Origin of the sequence: Shewanella donghaensis, from assembly GCF_007567505.1 — a bacterium.
GTDB classification, from domain to species: Bacteria; Pseudomonadota; Gammaproteobacteria; order Enterobacterales; family Shewanellaceae; genus Shewanella; species Shewanella donghaensis.
The window spans coordinates 3,593,904-3,610,695 of the sequence record NZ_CP041783.1; the positions used below are offsets into that span (position 1 = coordinate 3,593,904).

Annotated in this window: 13 protein-coding genes; 8 read left to right on the forward strand and 5 right to left on the reverse strand. The window is 40.2% G+C overall.

From position 1 onward, the window contains the following. Positions 1–201: 201 nt before the first annotated feature. The 5 genes from FPK91_RS15525 (at position 202) to FPK91_RS15545 (ending at position 7,653) form a co-directional block, all read left to right on the forward strand. A complete protein-coding gene (locus FPK91_RS15525; protein WP_264371765.1) occupies positions 202–426 on the forward strand; it encodes a helix-turn-helix domain-containing protein in 225 nt (74 codons plus the stop codon). Next, entirely contained in the window at positions 426–1,763 is a 1,338-nt protein-coding gene (locus tag FPK91_RS15530) for a type II toxin-antitoxin system HipA family toxin (protein WP_144212156.1), read from the forward strand. The genes FPK91_RS15525 and FPK91_RS15530 overlap by 1 nt, the downstream gene beginning before the upstream one ends. Positions 1,764–1,903: 140 nt before the next feature. Continuing rightward, a complete protein-coding gene (locus tag FPK91_RS15535) occupies positions 1,904–3,157 on the forward strand; it encodes a DNA cytosine methyltransferase (RefSeq protein WP_144212157.1) in 1,254 nt (417 codons plus the stop codon). Between the two features lie 4 nt (positions 3,158–3,161). Further along, on the forward strand, positions 3,162–5,297 hold the full coding sequence (locus FPK91_RS21135) for an McrB family protein (RefSeq protein WP_227006589.1): 2,136 nt from the start codon (positions 3,162–3,164) through the stop codon (positions 5,295–5,297). Between the two features lie 25 nt (positions 5,298–5,322). Further along, on the forward strand, positions 5,323–7,653 hold the full coding sequence (locus FPK91_RS15545) for a DUF2357 domain-containing protein (RefSeq protein ID WP_144212158.1): 2,331 nt from the start codon (positions 5,323–5,325) through the stop codon (positions 7,651–7,653). 81 nt (positions 7,654–7,734) lie between these two features. Here FPK91_RS15545 and FPK91_RS15550 read toward each other — a convergent pair whose 3' ends face one another. Continuing rightward, the gene (locus FPK91_RS15550) at positions 7,735–8,598 is read right to left on the reverse strand and encodes a YicC/YloC family endoribonuclease (protein WP_144212159.1); all 864 of its coding nucleotides are present in this window, start codon (positions 8,596–8,598) and stop codon (positions 7,735–7,737) included. 293 nt (positions 8,599–8,891) lie between these two features. On the opposite strand from FPK91_RS15550, the gene lgt reads away from it, so the two are divergent. After that, on the forward strand, positions 8,892–9,674 hold the full coding sequence (lgt, locus tag FPK91_RS15555; protein WP_144212161.1) for a prolipoprotein diacylglyceryl transferase: 783 nt from the start codon (positions 8,892–8,894) through the stop codon (positions 9,672–9,674). A 178-nt stretch (positions 9,675–9,852) separates the two neighbouring features. Here the strand turns inward: lgt and FPK91_RS15560 are convergent, their stop codons facing one another. After that, a complete protein-coding gene (locus tag FPK91_RS15560; protein WP_144212163.1) occupies positions 9,853–10,941 on the reverse strand; it encodes a 2-dehydropantoate 2-reductase in 1,089 nt (362 codons plus the stop codon). Positions 10,942–11,172: 231 nt separating this feature from the next. Here FPK91_RS15560 and rph point away from each other — a divergent pair, with 231 nt between their 5' ends. Further along, positions 11,173–11,886, forward strand: a complete 714-nt coding sequence (rph, locus tag FPK91_RS15565; RefSeq protein WP_102440192.1) for a ribonuclease PH — start codon at positions 11,173–11,175, stop codon at positions 11,884–11,886. An 82-nt stretch (positions 11,887–11,968) separates the two neighbouring features. Beyond that, positions 11,969–12,610 (forward strand): orotate phosphoribosyltransferase, encoded by a 642-nt coding sequence (pyrE, locus tag FPK91_RS15570; RefSeq protein WP_144212165.1) that lies wholly within the window; start codon positions 11,969–11,971, stop codon positions 12,608–12,610. A 101-nt stretch (positions 12,611–12,711) separates the two neighbouring features. Here pyrE and folE read toward each other — a convergent pair whose 3' ends face one another. From folE to FPK91_RS15585, 3 genes are all read right to left on the reverse strand, one after another. Beyond that, positions 12,712–13,365, reverse strand: a complete 654-nt coding sequence (gene folE / locus FPK91_RS15575) for a GTP cyclohydrolase I FolE (RefSeq protein ID WP_144212167.1) — start codon at positions 13,363–13,365, stop codon at positions 12,712–12,714. A 276-nt stretch (positions 13,366–13,641) separates the two neighbouring features. Next, a complete protein-coding gene (locus FPK91_RS15580; RefSeq protein WP_144212169.1) occupies positions 13,642–14,445 on the reverse strand; it encodes a hypothetical protein in 804 nt (267 codons plus the stop codon). Positions 14,446–14,820: 375 nt separating this feature from the next. Further along, the gene (locus FPK91_RS15585) at positions 14,821–16,785 is read right to left on the reverse strand and encodes an alpha/beta hydrolase family protein (protein WP_227006590.1); all 1,965 of its coding nucleotides are present in this window, start codon (positions 16,783–16,785) and stop codon (positions 14,821–14,823) included. Positions 16,786–16,792: the final 7 nt, after the last annotated feature.

Sequence of the window (16,792 nt, forward strand, 5' to 3'; positions counted from 1 at the left end):
TACAAGGCAATTAAAAACTCTGTAGATTAAGCTTTACCTGTTGTAGCGTGTTAAAATAGATTTAACGCCTATAGCGTGTAAAACTTGATTTACCTGCTTTAGCGTGTAAAGTAACTTGTATGCAGGTTTTATAGGTATAAAAATATGAAGGTAACAAACTCAAAGCAACTTAGCGCATTTCTCAAAGATACACGGCTGAATATGAAATTGCCTCAAACTAAAGTGGCCAGTAGCGTGGGTATCCGCCAAGATACCGTTTCAAGCTTTGAGCAAAACCCTGATTCAACCAAAGTAGAAACCTTATTTAAAATCTTATCTGCATTAAACCTCGAACTCGACATCAAGGTGAGAGGTTCAGATCCGGAAAGTCAGCGAATGGGTGATGACGTCAAGGCTGCTGAAGTACAGTGGAAAGAGGAATGGTAATGGCCACGCTTGATGTTTATATGAATGGGTATTTGATTGGAGAGTTCACTAAATCTTCTAGCGGTTCGCATGTCTTTAAGTATGCTGCGCAATGGTTAAATACAGCGGATAGTCGCCCTATTTCATTGTCTATGCCGTTACGAGTGCAAAGCTATAAAGGCGATGAAGTATACAACTTTTTCGACAACCTTCTGCCAGATAATATTGAGGTCAGAAACAGAATTGTTGCTCGGCACAATGCACAATCTACCCAAGCATTCGATTTATTAGCCAAAGTGGGGCAAGACAGTGTCGGCGCGTTACAATTTGTGCCCCATGGTCAACTCCCCTTGGATGTTAAGAACATTGAATCTAAACCGTTATCCAGCAGTGCATTGGAAAAAGTCTTACGAGGCTATCTTTCAAATATTCCGCTAGGCATGCTAACAGGTGAAGATGACTTTCGAATATCCATTGCAGGCGCGCAAGAAAAAACCGCGCTGTTGAACTTAGATAATGCACAAATAAATGCTTGGCGCCTACCGATTAAAGCCACACCAACAACACACATTATTAAATTACCTATTGGCAAAATACAAAGCCATTCACACACCATTGATATGACAAACAGTGTTGAAAATGAATACCTGAGCATGATGATAGTCAGGGAGTTTGGTTTAGCTGTGCCGCAATGCTCAATACTAAAAGTGGGCGATATGAAAGCGCTAGTAGTAGCACGTTTTGACCGCAAACTATCATCAGACAAACAATGGATTATGCGCTTACCCCAAGAGGATTTTTGTCAAACATTGAATGTCCCATCGGCTAAAAAATACGAAAGCCATGGTGGACCGGGTATTGAACAAATAATGAATTACTTATTGGGCTCAACCAATGCCACACAAGATAGATACGATTTTATGAAATCCCAAGTGCTGTTTTGGTTGTTAGCAGCAACAGACGGGCACGCTAAAAACTTTTCCTTGTTCATTGATGCTGGCGGCGGTTACAGGCTAACCCCTTTTTACGATATTTTATCCATATATCCAGCAATAGGTGGGCAAGGATTAAATATTCGCGATGCCAAATTAGCTATGGGGCTTAAAGCGACTAAAGGTAAAAAGTATGCGGCAGATAAGATATTCCCCAGGCACTTTATCCAGACAGCTAAGGCAGTAGGATTTGATCCCAAAATCATGACTGACATTTTGCAAGAGGTCGCAGATTCAGTGGAGGGGGTGATTCATCGAGTCACAGCCAAGTTACCAGATGATTTTCCTGAGCATATTAAAGAGTCGATTCTGAATGGATTAAGTGAAAGAGCTAAAAGGCTGTCAATGGAGGAGAGTCTTCAGTAGGATCAATTGCCGACGGATAGAAAGCTAAATATAGTCGGTTTATCAGTAATCAGGCGAACTCACTTTGCTCAATTATCAGCAGTTGATAATATGCGATGTTTAGAGTAACCACATCAATAATTTTTTAATAGTAGTGAATAATGAATAGTAAACCAAACGTACTTCAGCAAGCGGAAAATCTGATAAAACCAATAGCCATGCCGCATGTGCCTGATGGTACAGAAGTTGAGGCCGTTGTTGACCAGTGGGTGCACGCTATCGCTACGGATAGTCAGTTTTTTTGTAATCAAGATTTAAAGTCCGCAGATGACCTCAAAGCTGAAGTCATCAATCTACTAAAAGCGCATGAATTATTTATTGACCGAGAAAGCTTTTATGAGGCAGTTTTTGGACACTTAGCATTGAAACCTTCCAAGGATAGCGGCTTTAAGTTTATCGATTTATTCGCTGGGATTGGTGGCGTACGTTTGGGCTTTCAAAATAATGGTGGAGCATGTGTATTCTCATCAGAGTTTGATAAACATGCTCAAGCTACCTATAGCAATAATCATGGTGAGTTTCCATTTGGCGATATTACCTCAATAAACCCAACACATATTCCTGAACACGATTTGTTGTTAGCAGGATTCCCTTGTCAACCATTCTCGCATGCAGGGCTAAAGTTAGGTATCGAAGATACTCGAGGTACGTTGTTTCATAATATTGCACGTATTATTGAAGAGAAGCAGCCAAAATTTGCAATGTTAGAAAATGTAAAAGGTCTAGTCAGTCACGATAAAGGGCATACCTTAAAGGTTATTCTTAAAACACTCACTGATATTGGGTACAGCTGTAATATTTCTAAAGAGTTAATTGAAAATGGAACAGCTAAACAGATTCAAACAGAAGCCAAAAAAATGGTTATGAAATCTGTTGATTTTGGTGTGCCACAAAATAGGCAGCGTATTTATATCGTGTTATGGAAAGATGGACTAATTGAGAAATTTGAATACCCTAAAGCGTTAAATGTAACGACGAGAGTTGCGGATATTCTAGAAGAAGAACCTTGTGAAAAATTGACCATATCTGATCGATTATGGGCAGGACATCAACGCAGAAAGACCGAAAACAAAGCTAAAGGTAAAGGCTTTGGCTATGGTCTTGTAACACCAGAGAGTGAATACACTAATACAATTTCCGCACGTTACTATAAAGATGGTAGTGAAATCTTGTTAGCTCAAGAAGGGAAGAACCCTAGAAAAATTAGTCCAAGAGAAGCCGCTAGGCTGCAAGGTTTTCCTGAAGAGTTTGTATTTAGCGCATCAAAAACTCAAGCTTATAAGCAGTTTGGAAATAGTGTCTCTGTACCTGTGATTCATGCTTTAGCATGTCAAGTTAAGAAATTAATGGAGTAATTAATTGAAAGATTTCAATACATATTTAAAGTCGACAGAATTATCTTCGAAGTTTGCGTGTGAGCTCGGTACTGAAGGAGGGTTTATTAACTTTAGGAACAGTGGAGCGAGAGGAGGAGTTAAAGAGTTTACAGTCTCTTTATCTTCACTTGTGCAAGGTTTGAATGATATTAAGAGCAATTTAGCTCATTTCTCAGGTTTGACTAGTTATGTGGAGAAGGATTGGCGAGACGCTGGGTCTCAGTATTTTCAAGATCTAGTCCTTAACTCGATGATTACAGTGCAAACAAAACCATGCTTTACAACGTTGTCTAAGATTATTAGCTGGGCAAATGATGAGCAAGAAACAGATTTTAATGATAATAGTATCGATTTATCTTTAGATTCAATAGATAAAGCGATTGCACGTTTAGCTGTGCTTATAGCTCAATATACACCTTCTTCTAATATTTCAATCGTGAGTCCAGCTAAAAGAGAGAAGATAACACTTACCAAGATTAGAGATTTTGCATATCAAGTGTTCTCAATTCTTTTTGGTGAGCATTTAGCTGACATAGAAGCGATAATGTGCCCAAAAGGAATTGACAATAAGGTAGATCTACCTTTTCTACCAAAAGTTTTCATGCTTTCAGAGACACTGCTTCAAGAGAATGATTTATCAACAGGCGAAGCTAACACTTTACGCTTTTTCACTAAACCTTTAGTTCTAGGGTCTAGTTATATTTATGTAAGTACGCAGTGGTATGGCGATGAGAGGAAAGGACTGAGTTTTGAAAGTTTAAAGCTTTTTCTGCAAGCACATTTCCCGCAGTATCAGGTCCTTAAAAAAGATAATGAGTTTACTTTGTTATCTTGTCTAGAAAAGGAGCTTTTAACTAATAAGTTACCGAAACCCTTCCTACTCCTCGCTGGTATTTCTGGTACTGGTAAAACTCGCTTTGTGCGTGAGCAAGCCAAAGCCACTGGCTCTTTAACTGAAACCTATTGTTTGACCTCGGTGCGTCCTGATTGGCACGAACCCAGCGATTTACTCGGTTATGTTTCGAGGTTAGGTGTTAAACCTCAGTATGTTGCCACCGATGTGTTGCGCTTTATTGTGAAAGCTTGGTGCGAAATTATTGAAAAAATTGAACGAGACAGCAACGGAGTAGCGCTCGACTGGCGCGGCCATGAATTAGCTAAAATTCGTCCTTTTTGGCTGTGTTTAGATGAGATGAACCTTGCACCTGTTGAACAATACTTTGCAGATTATTTATCGGTATTGGAAACGCGCTGCTGGAATGCACCGGAAAAATTAAAAGAATCTGAGTTAAGTTATGTTTATGAGTGTGATCCGCTTATAAAAGGAGAGGTATTTAGCTCTCTAGATGCTGATGCTTTCGGCAAAACTAGTGACGAAAGTGAGAAACCTTCAACCCTGTTAGCGAAAGACCTAGGTTTTGATCTCAGCAAAGATAGAGATAAGGATATTTGGGACTACTTCTTAGCTCACGGCATTAGCATTCCATTTAATTTAATTGTTGCTGGCACTGTGAATATGGATGAAACCACCCATGGTTTCTCTCGCAAAGTGATTGACCGTGCGCTGACGTTCGATTTTGGTGAGTTTTTCCCGAATAACATTGATGAGTTTTTTGAGGCTAAATTTGAACCGAAAAGACTCAGTTACCCAACATATAGCCAAGCTAAATTTGAGCAGTTTTCATCGGTAGCGGCCGACCCCAAAGCCCAAAAGACTACCGCTTTCTTTAAGACCATTAATGCCGTACTGCAAGGTACGCCTTTTGAATTGGCATTTCGCGCCTTTAACGAACTGTGTTTATCAGTGATTAGTTTTGCTCCTGAAAATGATGAACAGTTAGCGGCAGTTTTTGATGACTTTTTGATGTGTAAAGTGCTGCCTCGTATCGAAGGTGATGAAGATAAATTACAGACGCTTAAAGGTGAGGCATTACTTCAAAGTCTTAAAGACGTGATAGCCAATGAGCTTGAAAGTATTTGGGAAAAAGATCGTGTCGACTTACTGCGTCAATCTATAGGCTCAGATGATAGTGTGATTAAAGTTAAGTGTCGCTCAAAGATTAAACTTGAGAGTATGCAAACTAAGTTAGATAGCGGTTTTACTTCATTCTGGCCATAACAGCGTAGTAGGAATAGTCGAAGCAATGACAAACCGTAAACGCGCGACCATCAAGCTTAATCATCCAGACTTTATTGTTTATGTAAGTTGCGATGATATCGCGAGTCCATTAAAAAAACTGGCACATACTTATTCGCAGCGCAGTGTTGCATTGCCATCAGGGGATGTTATTGCAGTCTTGGCGGATGATGTTACGGCCACATTTGATGATGGGTTGCCTTTAGATAGTCCGTTCTTTTTTGAAAATCGCCAATACTGGTTTGAAATTGAGTTTGAGCCAGCGGTTACTAAAAACTCTGCGATTGTAAATCATAAGCATCGATTAATTGAGGGGGCTTTCCACTTAAACCGCAAAGGCAATGTGCTTCAAGCTGCGCTCAATTTTGGTAATGATGTTGGCCGTTGTGGTTTTAAAGTTGAATATCAAATTGATGGCAAGCTTTGCTCGGCTAATATTAATTTTAATATTTTTGCGACTAAGATGGTGATGGAGCAAGACCTTAACCTTATTAATCTAGCCATTGATAAAGTTTACCCACTATGGCGCTACAGTTTAATTAGTAAAACCACTCAACAGGTCACTAAATCAAGCAGAAACACTGACAAGTTTGAACTGTTTTGGTTAGCCCAATTTGAAAGGTTAGTGGCGGAATTAGAGCGTGGCGTTAAGCAGATAATTAATTCCCCTCACAACCGATTGCAGTCATTTACTAAGCAGCAAAAGCTAGATCGCATTAGTAAGCAGCAAAAGCCAAGACAAATTGAAAAGGCACTACAACTCATTGAGAGTGGCATTGCTAACCCACGTATTAGTGTTAGTTATAAAAAGCTCCATATAGACACTCCTGAAAACCGTTTTATTAAAATGGTGATCAATCGGATTAATGATACTTTGAAAGGCTTTATCATTGAGATTGATGCTAAAGAACAGGCAAAGGTATCAGATTCTTTTATCGATAAGCTAAAAACTTGGCAAAGAGTATTTAGCAAGATGACGAAGCAACAACTCTGGCGAGAAGTTGGAAGTTTTAGTGGGCTAAATAGTGACTCTAAGGTGCTGCAACAAGGTAACGGTTACGCCAAGGTTTACAAAGTATGGCAACAATTAAAATTCTACCTTAATAAGGCGGGGGGGCATGCTGATATTTCCATTAAGTCAGTGGCAGAGCTATATGAAATTTGGTGCTTTGTTGAGGTCATGGAGGTAATCAAAAGCCTTGGCTTTAAAGAGCAAAAACGAGAGCTAGCTCAGTTAAAGCAAGTGCAGTTTGAAAAACACTTTAGCAAAAATGGTATGGCGGCGGCTTTTGAATATTATCGCAGTGATGGGGTGGTGATAAAGCTTGCACATGAACCTACCTTTTCCCCTAATCACGAGGCTGAAAATCGCACTTGGCTGGCAAATCAACGCCCTGATATTGTGTTGCAAGTAACACTGAAAAATCAGGAATCGTTTTTCATTATATTTGATGCTAAATACCGTATCGATAATGCTCAAATTAATGATAAAGACGCAGTACCTGAAGATGCCATTAATCAGATGCACCGTTATCGAGATGCAATTATTCATCAGCAGAAAATAACAAATGAAGCGCCAATTAAGAGCCGTCCCGTAATGGGAGCCTTTGCTTTATATCCCGGATTTTGTGATCAAACTAACTGCAATAACCCCTATCAAGATGCCATTGAACAAGTTGGTATCGGCGCGTTTGCTTTATTGCCTAGTAATGCAGACCAGCAAAGTCACCGGCTATGGTTGCAAGATTATCTTGAGCAGAAACTAGGTGTGATTTCAGATGAGTCTCCCGTTCGTAGTCATGATTATTACTTTGTTGAAGATGCTGCTCGAATCTCTCCTTATGGGCAAAATGCGATTCGCCATATGGGTTTGACTATGGTGGCACCGCTTAATGAGATAAGCCGTGCAGAACAATATTTAGAGCATGCGAGACAAGGAAAGTTACAGGGGTACCACACTCAATTGCTAGGAACCAATCGTCAGAATATTCATCGTAATATCATTCGGGAGATTCGGTATCTTATCGTAACGGTTCGTAATGAAGATTGTGATTCGGTTCAGGTAGGCAAATACCTTTACCGTGTAGCAAATGTAAAGCTGATGCCAAGGCATAGCATTGACGAACAACTAACGGGTAAAGCCAGTACAGATGAACGGCTATATTGGTTATTTGAATTTTCAGGCGAACCAACAAAGCTTGAAAGTGAAATCAGGCTACCTTACGAAGAACACTTTAAGTTTAAACTGACTAAAGCGGAATACCTTAAAGAGGTTAAACACTGGAATGATATTACAGGTGAGCTTCAGCTGTATGCTGAGCTTGATGAAACTTGGTAAAAGCTTTTAGGTTGATGTATCAAAATTAAAAAGCCCAGCATTTAGCTGGGCTTTGTTAGCGTCAGAGTGTAAATAAACTCATTACTCAACGTTTTGAATTTGTTCGCGCATTTGCTCGATCAATACTTTAAGTTCTACCGCAGCAGCAGTGACTTCTGCACTGATTGATTTAGAGGCTAGGGTGTTAGACTCACGGTTGAATTCTTGCATCATGAAATCTAAGCGGCGGCCTTGTGCGCCACCTTTTTTGAGGATTAAGCGCGTTTCTGCAACGTGTGCGTCAAGGCGATCCATTTCTTCAGCTACATCCATCTTTTGTGCAAGTAGCACCATTTCTTGCTCCATACGCGCTGGATCAAGTTCGCCAGTGATTTCTGCTAAACGGTTGGTTAGCTTGTCACGTTGCCATTGCATGATGGCTGGCATGTGCTCACGCACTACTGCAACTTGCTCAACAATTTGGTCTAAGCGGGTTTGTAGCATGGTATTGATTGCTTCGCCTTCACGGCCACGGGCTTCGATAAATTGCGCTACTGCGCCATCAAAAGCGACTAATAAGTCTTTGTTGATGTCGCCCATGTCTTGCTCGGCACCAGCCATAACACCAGGCCAGCGTAGAATGTCTGCTAAGTTTAGTTCGCCATGGCTAGATTCTTTCTTTAACCAATCAGCAGCATTAAGTAGTTGCTTGGCTAAGTCTTGGTTTAGGCGCATTTCACTGCTGCCAGACTCAGAAAGTTCATAACGTAAGTTGACCTCAACCTTGCCGCGGTTTAATCGCTTACGTAGGCGATCACGCAATACTGGCTCTAGGCTTCGCATTTGTTCTGGTAACCGTAAGTAGGTTTCCAAGTAACGTTGATTGACTGAGCGAAGTTCCCACGAGGCAGTGCCCCAATCGGCTTTGTGCTCGATACGAGCGTAGGCGGTCATACTTTGGATCATTGTGAACCCTGATTAATTAGCAGCGTAATAGTGTGTCGATTATAGTCTGCTGGTTGTGAAGGTCAAAGTTTACAAAAGCTTATACCGTCGGTTTTGCGCTATTTTTGCAACTTAAGCCGCGTTTATGGGTCACAAGCTACAGATATATAGAAATCGATGCTTTGCAGTTAATGAAAATAACCTGTCAGTGTAACCATTGTCATCGAATTAAGCTGATGAATTGTTTATAGTAAGCCTCAGTTATTTGCTTGTGCCTGTTGGCCGTAGCCGTTTTTAAATTTTGGAGTAGTCAATTGGACCATTTTGTGTGGAATCTCGACCCAGTATTAATTTCATTTATGGGTCTTAAAGTACATTGGTACGGTGCTTTGTTTGCGTTGGCTATTGGTAGTGGTTTTCAGGTCATGAAGCGCATGTACAAAAAAGAAGGCTTAGATGTTGAGTCTTTAGATAACTTACTTATTTATTGTGTGGTGGGCATCATTGTCGGCGCACGTTTAGCCCATTGCTTCTTTTACGATCCGAGTTACTATTTTGCCAACCCGCTGAAGATTTTGGCGATTTGGGAAGGTGGACTTGCCAGCCATGGTGGCGGTTTAGGTGCCATTTTAGCGCTGTATTATTACAAGCGTAAAACCGATATGCCGTTCTTGTTTTTACTTGACCGCTTAGCCATTGCTACAGCGATATTTGGTTTCTTTGTGCGTATGGCTAACTTTGCTAACTCAGAAATTTTGGGCTTACCGACGACTAAGCCATGGGGCATTATTTTTGAACGTATTGATATGTTGCCTCGTCATCCGGCGCAATTATATGAAGCATTTAGCTACCTTGTTATCTTTATAGCCTTATACGCGGTGTATAAATTCACTAACCTTAAAGAAAAGCACGGTGTTATCTTTGGCTTGTTCTTGTGTAGTGTATTCAGTGCACGTTGGGCCATCGAAATGGTCAAGGTTAAGCAGGCTGCTTACGCTACTGAGTGGACAATGAGTGCAGGGCAGTTATTGAGTATTCCGTTTTTAGTGGTGGGCGTGGCGTTGTTAGTTTTGCCGATGATTAAAAAGACTAAGTAGATTAAAAAGACTAAGTAGATTTAGTCAGACTGTTTTAAGACATTTAAAAACTGAAAAAGCCGAGTGAATTACTGGATGCAGTAACTCACTCGGCTTTTTTGTCTGTGGTTAGTACTAATGTTAGAGCGAGTATTAGCGCTGGTTTAAATAAAAGTACTTATATTAGTGCTAGCGCTAACTAAGCTCGAATCATGCGGTAAATGTCATCGATGCTGACTGTCTCGCCTTGTTCTAGTTGTTTTATCCCTTCGACTATTGCGCTGTTTACTGGCGTTGCCACTTGATGTTTTAGCCCCAGTTTAACCACTGCGCCATTGAGGAAATCAACTTCAGTTGGCCGCTTTGCTTGAATGTCTTGCCACATTGATGAGCGTGCATGAGGGTCTATCGCTAGCATCTGCTTTGCTAATATCGTAAATAAAATATCAGGCATTGAGAGTATCAGTGGCAACAAGGCGGGTTTTACTTTGGTAAATTGGGCTAAGGGGTGCTTTGCTTGTTTACAAACGTTGAGCCATTCTTTCATCGCCATTGCTAGCAGCTTTCTGGTCTTACGCTGAGTGAACTGCTGTTTGATTGGTACGTCACAGATGGCGTTCAATGCATTGTTGAGGTTGAGGAGTAACTTGCCGTTAATGATAGTGGTCATATCGCTTGCTAGGGTGCAGCTGATATTAGTTCCAGTATTACTGGTAGCTGTGTCCGTGTTAGTGACAAAAGCTGCTTCAATGGCTGTTTCAATAGCTTTAGTTTGCGGGCAAGATTCGAATATAAATCCGCCTTCAGTGCCTTTATGGAAAGTGGCGTTATCTTGTTGCAGTACATTAAAAGTGGTGATGCCTTGATAGACTTGTCTTGTGGCTTTGGTTTTAGCTAATGCTTGCTCAAAAATCTCAAGGCTGCCGATACCATTTTGCATTAAAATAATGGCACTATTTTCATCTGAAATAGCCAGTAAGTCATCGATGATATTCGGTAATTGATGACATTTTAGCGTGACAAAAATAACCTCGAAAATTGGACTGCTGTGATTAGAGCCTTTCTCAACATCATTTAGGCAACTGAGTTCATTTACATCGGTAATGAGTGCGTCAGGCATGACCCGTTGCTCTAAACCTTGATAATCAGTGAGGCGAATACCGCCATTATCAGTAATGCTGGTTTTGATCCTTGGCCGACAAATAATACTGACATCAAGATTGGCGAGCTTGAGCTCACCTGCTAAGTAACATCCTGTTGAACCTGCACCAAAGATGGCAATTTTCATATGTTTCACATCATTTAGAGGGTATTTAATCCCTCAGTGTGCCGTTTTGTTAATAAAAAACCAATAAGGGTTTTGTTTAGCGTGGCATCAATTCAAACAAGTCACTATAATGTGCTCCCAAATATGCACGAAATTTATGTGCACAAAGCTATTGGCTTAAAACGGCTATTGGCTTAAAACAGCTATTTACTTAGAACTTTAGTCATCGAATTCACATAATAGGAAATTCATATGCGTCCAAGCGACAGAACACCTGCACAATCTCGTCCAGTTACGATTACTCGTCAATTTACAGCTCACGCTGAAGGTTCGGTGTTGGTTGAATTTGGTGACACAAAAGTTTTATGTACTGCGAGCTTTGAAGAAGGCGTACCACGTTTTCTTAAAGGCCAAGGCCAAGGTTGGGTAACTGCTGAATACGGTATGCTACCGCGTTCGACCCATAGCCGTATGCAACGTGAAGCTGCTCGTGGTAAGCAATCTGGTCGTACTCAAGAAATCCAACGTTTAATCGGTCGCTCTTTACGTGCTGCTGTTGATATGAAAGCACTGGGTGAAAACACTATCGTTATCGATTGTGACGTTATTCAAGCTGACGGCGGTACACGTACTGCTGCTATTACTGGTGCTTGTGTTGCATTAGTTGACGCGCTGAACTGGGCTCGTGGCAAAGGTATTTTAAAAACTAACCCACTTAAGTTCCTTATTGCTGCTGTTAGTGTTGGTATCTATAAAGGTGAGCCAATCTGCGATTTAGAATATATCGAAGATAGCGCTGCTGAAACTGACATGAACGTAGTGATGACAGAAACCGGTAAGATGATTGAGATCCAAGGTACTGCCGAAGGCGAACCGTTCAGCCACGAAGAGCTATTAAGCTTACTTGAGTTAGCCAAGCACGGCATCCGCGAAATCGTGGACATTCAGAAAGCAGCGTTAAGCTAAAAATTGATTTGAATTAAGGGCCCATACGGGCCCTTTTTTAAAATGTATCCTACAAAAAAGATAACAGTGTTAAGGAGATAATGTGAAAGCATATCAACGTGAGTTTATTGAATTTGCTCTTGAGCGTCAGGTATTACGATTTGGTGAGTTTACCCTGAAATCAGGCCGTACAAGCCCATACTTTTTTAATGCGGGTTTATTCAATACGGGTCGTGATTTAGCACGTCTTGGTCGCTTTTATGCTGCTGCATTAGTTGATTCTGGTATCGATTACGATTTAGTGTTCGGTCCTGCTTATAAAGGCATTCCTATTGCTACAACGACAGTTGTAGCCTTATGTGATCATCACGACAGAGATGTACCTTACTGCTTTAACCGTAAAGAAAAGAAAGAACACGGCGAAGGCGGTTCATTAGTGGGTAGCGAACTGACAGGCAAAGTGATGTTAGTTGATGACGTGATTACTGCGGGCACCGCAATTCGTGAATCAATGGAAATCATTGCTGCACATGATGCAAGCCTTGCAGGCGTATTGATTGCCTTAGATAGACAAGAAAAAGGCCAAGGCGAGTTATCTGCAATTCAAGAAGTTGAACGTGACTTTGGCTGCGCGATAGTTTCAATCATCAAACTGGGTGATTTGATTAACTACCTTTCTGAGAAGTCAGGAATGGAAACTGAATTAGCCTCGGTTAGCGCTTATCGCGAGCAATACGGTATTTAATCCGCTTTGTTAGATAAGCTAGAAAAGCAAAAGCCAGACATGATGTCTGGCTTTTTTGTGTCTGCTTGTGCAATTACCATCTTCTAATCAATAGTATTTAATTAGCACTTTGACTGATGTAAAAACTCAGCGCGGGTAGCAGGATTTGATTTGAACACCCCACCTAAAGCTGTCGTGGTGGTTGAACTGGTTGAGTCCATTACGCCACGGGATTTTACGCAGTAATGTACCGCATCCATTTTTACCGCAACATCTTTGGTTTCAAGCAAGGTTTGTAATGCGACTAACACTTGCTGAGTCAGTCTTTCTTGCACTTGTGGACGTTGAGCGAAAAATCGCACTATGCGGTTAATCTTCGATAAACCGATAATTTTGGTGCGCGGTAAATAAGCGACAGTGGCAAAACCATCAATAGTCACTAAATGGTGCTCACAGGTACTGGTGAGGCTGATATCTTGCACTCGCACCATTTCATCAACGCCCATCTTGTTATCGATGACAGTGATTTTAGGGAAGTTTTGATAATCAAGCCCTGAGAAAATCTCATCAACATACATTTTTGCAATGCGGCGTGGTGTGTCCATTAAGCTATCGTCTGATAAATCCAACGACATTAATGTCAGGACTTCTTTCATGTGATGCTCAATTTTCTCTTTACGCTCTTCTGGTGTGCGATTTTGAGGCAACATAGGTGTTTCAAGCCCTTGCTCAGTAAGTGCTGCTTGAACTTTTAACGCGGCTTCACTTAGTGCCATCTTATCCTCCATCCACAGGGGTAATCACGATTACTTAATTGAGTGTATGCTATAAATCTTCTTGGTACTTTTAACGCTGAATAAGGTGCCAAAAAGACTAGGGACGGGATAATAACGTGATTTAGGTCAAATTAATATTACTGACATAAAAAAAGCCGACCTTTTTAGTCAGGTATCGGCTTTTGTTGCGTTAAGCAATTGAAACTAAGTTTTGAAATGGATTAATAACACAGTGAATTTAATTCTATATACATGCTCACCGTGCTTTTTTACTCACTAATCTTGGCTGTTATTAGCAGTAAATGACTTACCGTTTTGAATAAATCTTGGATTAGCTGGTGTTGTTACAACAACAGCAATACTTTTCGAGATTTGGTAATCGGTAAGGTTGGTAATATTGCTTTTAGAAATATTGAATTGGCCATCGCTTGCTTCAACAATTGCAAGTGGTGTAGTAGGCTCAACAGTCATGATTTTTTTTCTAAGCCCTTTATAGATATCGATTTCATAGATATCTTGTGACTTAGTAAAATCCACTTTATCAGCATTTCCCCAAGGTATGCTGCGAACTAAAATCTTGTCTTCATTATTGACCAGTGGATCAAGAATAAATGACGTCGCCTGCAATGGTTCGCTGCTACGGACTCTTGAGTGCATTTTCACTTTGGTATTAATGTCGACATCTGTGTTGTATCCAATTAACGCTACTGAATTTGTTCCATCAGCATTTATTGCATAAAGTTGGCCGTAATAGAAAGGTGTATCACTCCAATCCTTTGTATAAACCTTTTCAAAAACAAGACGGAAATCGTTTGCCCATGCATAATTTCCTATCTGCTCATTAGCTTTAAAATTAATCACATGTACAAATGACTTATCAGCAGCGTCCAGTACGATCAATACTTTCTTATTATCTTTAGTGACAACTTGGCTAACAAACTTCCCGCTCGGGGAATATTGGATATTTGAGATGGTATGATTTTGTTGAGCTGCTGCAGGTGCTTGTACTTCAGTCGCAGTTGTTGCAATTGCAGATGTACTTAAAGTAGCTAAAAATACTAACGATAAAATTGGCTTCATTTTAAACTCCATTTCTAAATGAATAATAAGCAAATTGTTGAGGATGAATACAGTGAAGCATCATTTCAAAAGAACATAAATTGCAAAACAAAACTAATTTGCACAATAAGTAACCTAGTGCGGTTTACTAATTCTGTCAATATTCACGAGGATCTAATATAGATTTTATCAATGTTAAATTGTTGACTTATTTATCTGATAAATAGGTTTTTTCTATTTACATGAGTTGTATCGGAGGGGGAAGGGATTATTCGCTTTGATTATAAGTAAGTCTAAGATAGGCTCTTTTGAGGTGATTTCGTCACGTCGCTGAAAATAGAAAAGCCGATACTTTTAGTTAAAGTACCAGCTATATAATAGGTTTACTGAGCAGTATTACAGCTTAAGATTCTCTTTCAAAAAACTCAGCATTTTATCGTAGTACTTGGCTCTATGGGTATCGTTATAAAAACCATGTCCTTCATCGTCCATGATCAGTTTTTCATAGGGGTGTTTGTGTTTATTTAAATCTTTTTCTAATGATTCTAATTGTTCAATGGGGGCGCGCTCATCATTGCCGCCATGAACCAGTAGTAAGCTGGCTTTGAGCTTATCGGTATTAAAGGCGGGTGACATAGCTTTGAGTTGTTGGCTACTCTCTCCAAGCACTTGTTTTAAATAGGCAGTACCACTTCTAGATTGCTGTATGTCGCCTTCTTCAAACATCATTTCTAAATCGTATACACCAGCAAAACCAATCGCACATTTAAACAAGTCAGGTTCAATAATGGCACTTTGAAGTGCACTATAGCCACCAAAGCTGCCACCAACAATACAGATTCTATCCTTATCAGCAAAGCCTTGTTCAATTACATATTTGGTGCCATCAATAATATCGTATTGAACATCAGTTCCCCACTTTTGATAACCATCTTTTTGGAATTGCTCACCGTAGCCACCAGAGCCTCGGAAGTTAACTTGCAGGACAGCAAAGCCTTGGCTAGCAAGTAATTGGTTTTGTGGATCAAATACCCACCTGTCACGAATATAGTGTGGACCACCATGAGGGTTAACAATGAGAGGGAGACTCTTTGACTCTTTACCTTCAGGTAAGGTGAGATAGCCGGAAATAACTTTTCCATCACGACTGGTGAAACTTATTGGTTTGACCTCAGCCATAATCTCAGGGTCCAACCAACTTTTTTCAGATGCTAGATATACCAGTTTGACTTTTTCAGCATCAAAAAGGTAATAATCGCCTGGGTTCCTATCGTTAAAAGCTTTAACGACAAATAGATTCGCATCAGTCGTTTCACTAATGATTTGTACTTGATGACCAGGAAGGGATGCAATGAGTTGTTTGAGTAACTTAGTATGACCATCTTTTTGATCGACGAATGCGTATGATGGGTAGCCGCTATCAAATTCTACAGCATAAAGTTGCTTAGATTTTTTGTTAATCCACAAGTTACTAGGATCCACATTTTCATCTTGAATGATTTTTTCTTTGCCCCCGCTGATCAAGTTAATTTTATAGATACTTGCTGTTTGATTATTTTCTCGCGCGGCGGCATAAATAGTATTAGGTTTGTCAGCAAATGAAATCGGATTAAAATCAGTTAAGTTGATATTAAGATCATTGGTATTAACCCAATCACCATCTTGTCGGTAGAATGTTTGCAATTTGTTTTTCTTGTTCAAACCGGCAACGAATTTTACTTCACCCTCATTATTAGTTAGGAATCTAGGATTACCAATGGGTGATGTTGTGACTTTTCTTCTGACTCCGCTTTTGATATTGACTCTATATACGTGTTGCAAACTATCATTTCCTAATGAGGCAGCACTGCCCCAAGGTATGGCATTCACTAACATGTACTTATCATCTTCGGGTAACGGGTCTAAGATATATGCTGTGGCTCGGATAGCCGTGTTCTTTTTAATTAATGAACCTGTTTGCTGCTCGCCACTGTTATAACCAAATAAGTACTTCTGTCTTGAACCATCAGCATTGATGGCCATGAGTTCGCCATAATATTGTGGTACATCACTCCACCCTTTTAAATATACCTTTTGTAATACAATTCTATCTTCGCTAACCCATTCATAATTTCCGACTTCAGCATTGCCTGGAAATTTAAGTGCATTGATCATTTTTAGGGATTCGGTTTCTAAAATAATTAACGTTTTTTTACCATCATGGGTCGTTAAGGCACTGAGATACTCGCCTTCAGGTGAAATTTTGACATCGGTATATTCAGCGCCTCGACTAAAGAGGTCAGAGTGGGATAACGAAGTAGCATTAACAAATTGGGGAGTGAAAGTCAGTAAGCAACCGACAAGAACGGCAGTGCATTTCATAAACATC

Excerpts from the sequence above, each read along its gene's own strand:
- folE (WP_144212167.1), bottom strand. The coding sequence starts at position 13,365 with ATGGCACTAAGTGAAGCCGCGTTAAAAGTTCAAGCAGCACTTACTGAG.
- FPK91_RS15535 (WP_144212157.1), top strand. The coding sequence starts at position 1,904 with ATGAATAGTAAACCAAACGTACTTCAGCAAGCGGAAAATCTGATAAAA.
- rph (WP_102440192.1), top strand. The coding sequence starts at position 11,173 with ATGCGTCCAAGCGACAGAACACCTGCACAATCTCGTCCAGTTACGATT.
- FPK91_RS15550 (WP_144212159.1), bottom strand. The coding sequence starts at position 8,598 with ATGATCCAAAGTATGACCGCCTACGCTCGTATCGAGCACAAAGCCGAT.
- FPK91_RS15580 (WP_144212169.1), bottom strand. The coding sequence starts at position 14,445 with ATGAAGCCAATTTTATCGTTAGTATTTTTAGCTACTTTAAGTACATCT.
- FPK91_RS15585 (WP_227006590.1), bottom strand. The coding sequence starts at position 16,785 with ATGAAATGCACTGCCGTTCTTGTCGGTTGCTTACTGACTTTCACTCCC.
- FPK91_RS15530 (WP_144212156.1), top strand. The coding sequence starts at position 426 with ATGGCCACGCTTGATGTTTATATGAATGGGTATTTGATTGGAGAGTTC.
- FPK91_RS15525 (WP_264371765.1), top strand. The coding sequence starts at position 202 with ATGAAATTGCCTCAAACTAAAGTGGCCAGTAGCGTGGGTATCCGCCAA.
- FPK91_RS15560 (WP_144212163.1), bottom strand. The coding sequence starts at position 10,941 with ATGAAAATTGCCATCTTTGGTGCAGGTTCAACAGGATGTTACTTAGCA.
- FPK91_RS15545 (WP_144212158.1), top strand. The coding sequence starts at position 5,323 with ATGACAAACCGTAAACGCGCGACCATCAAGCTTAATCATCCAGACTTT.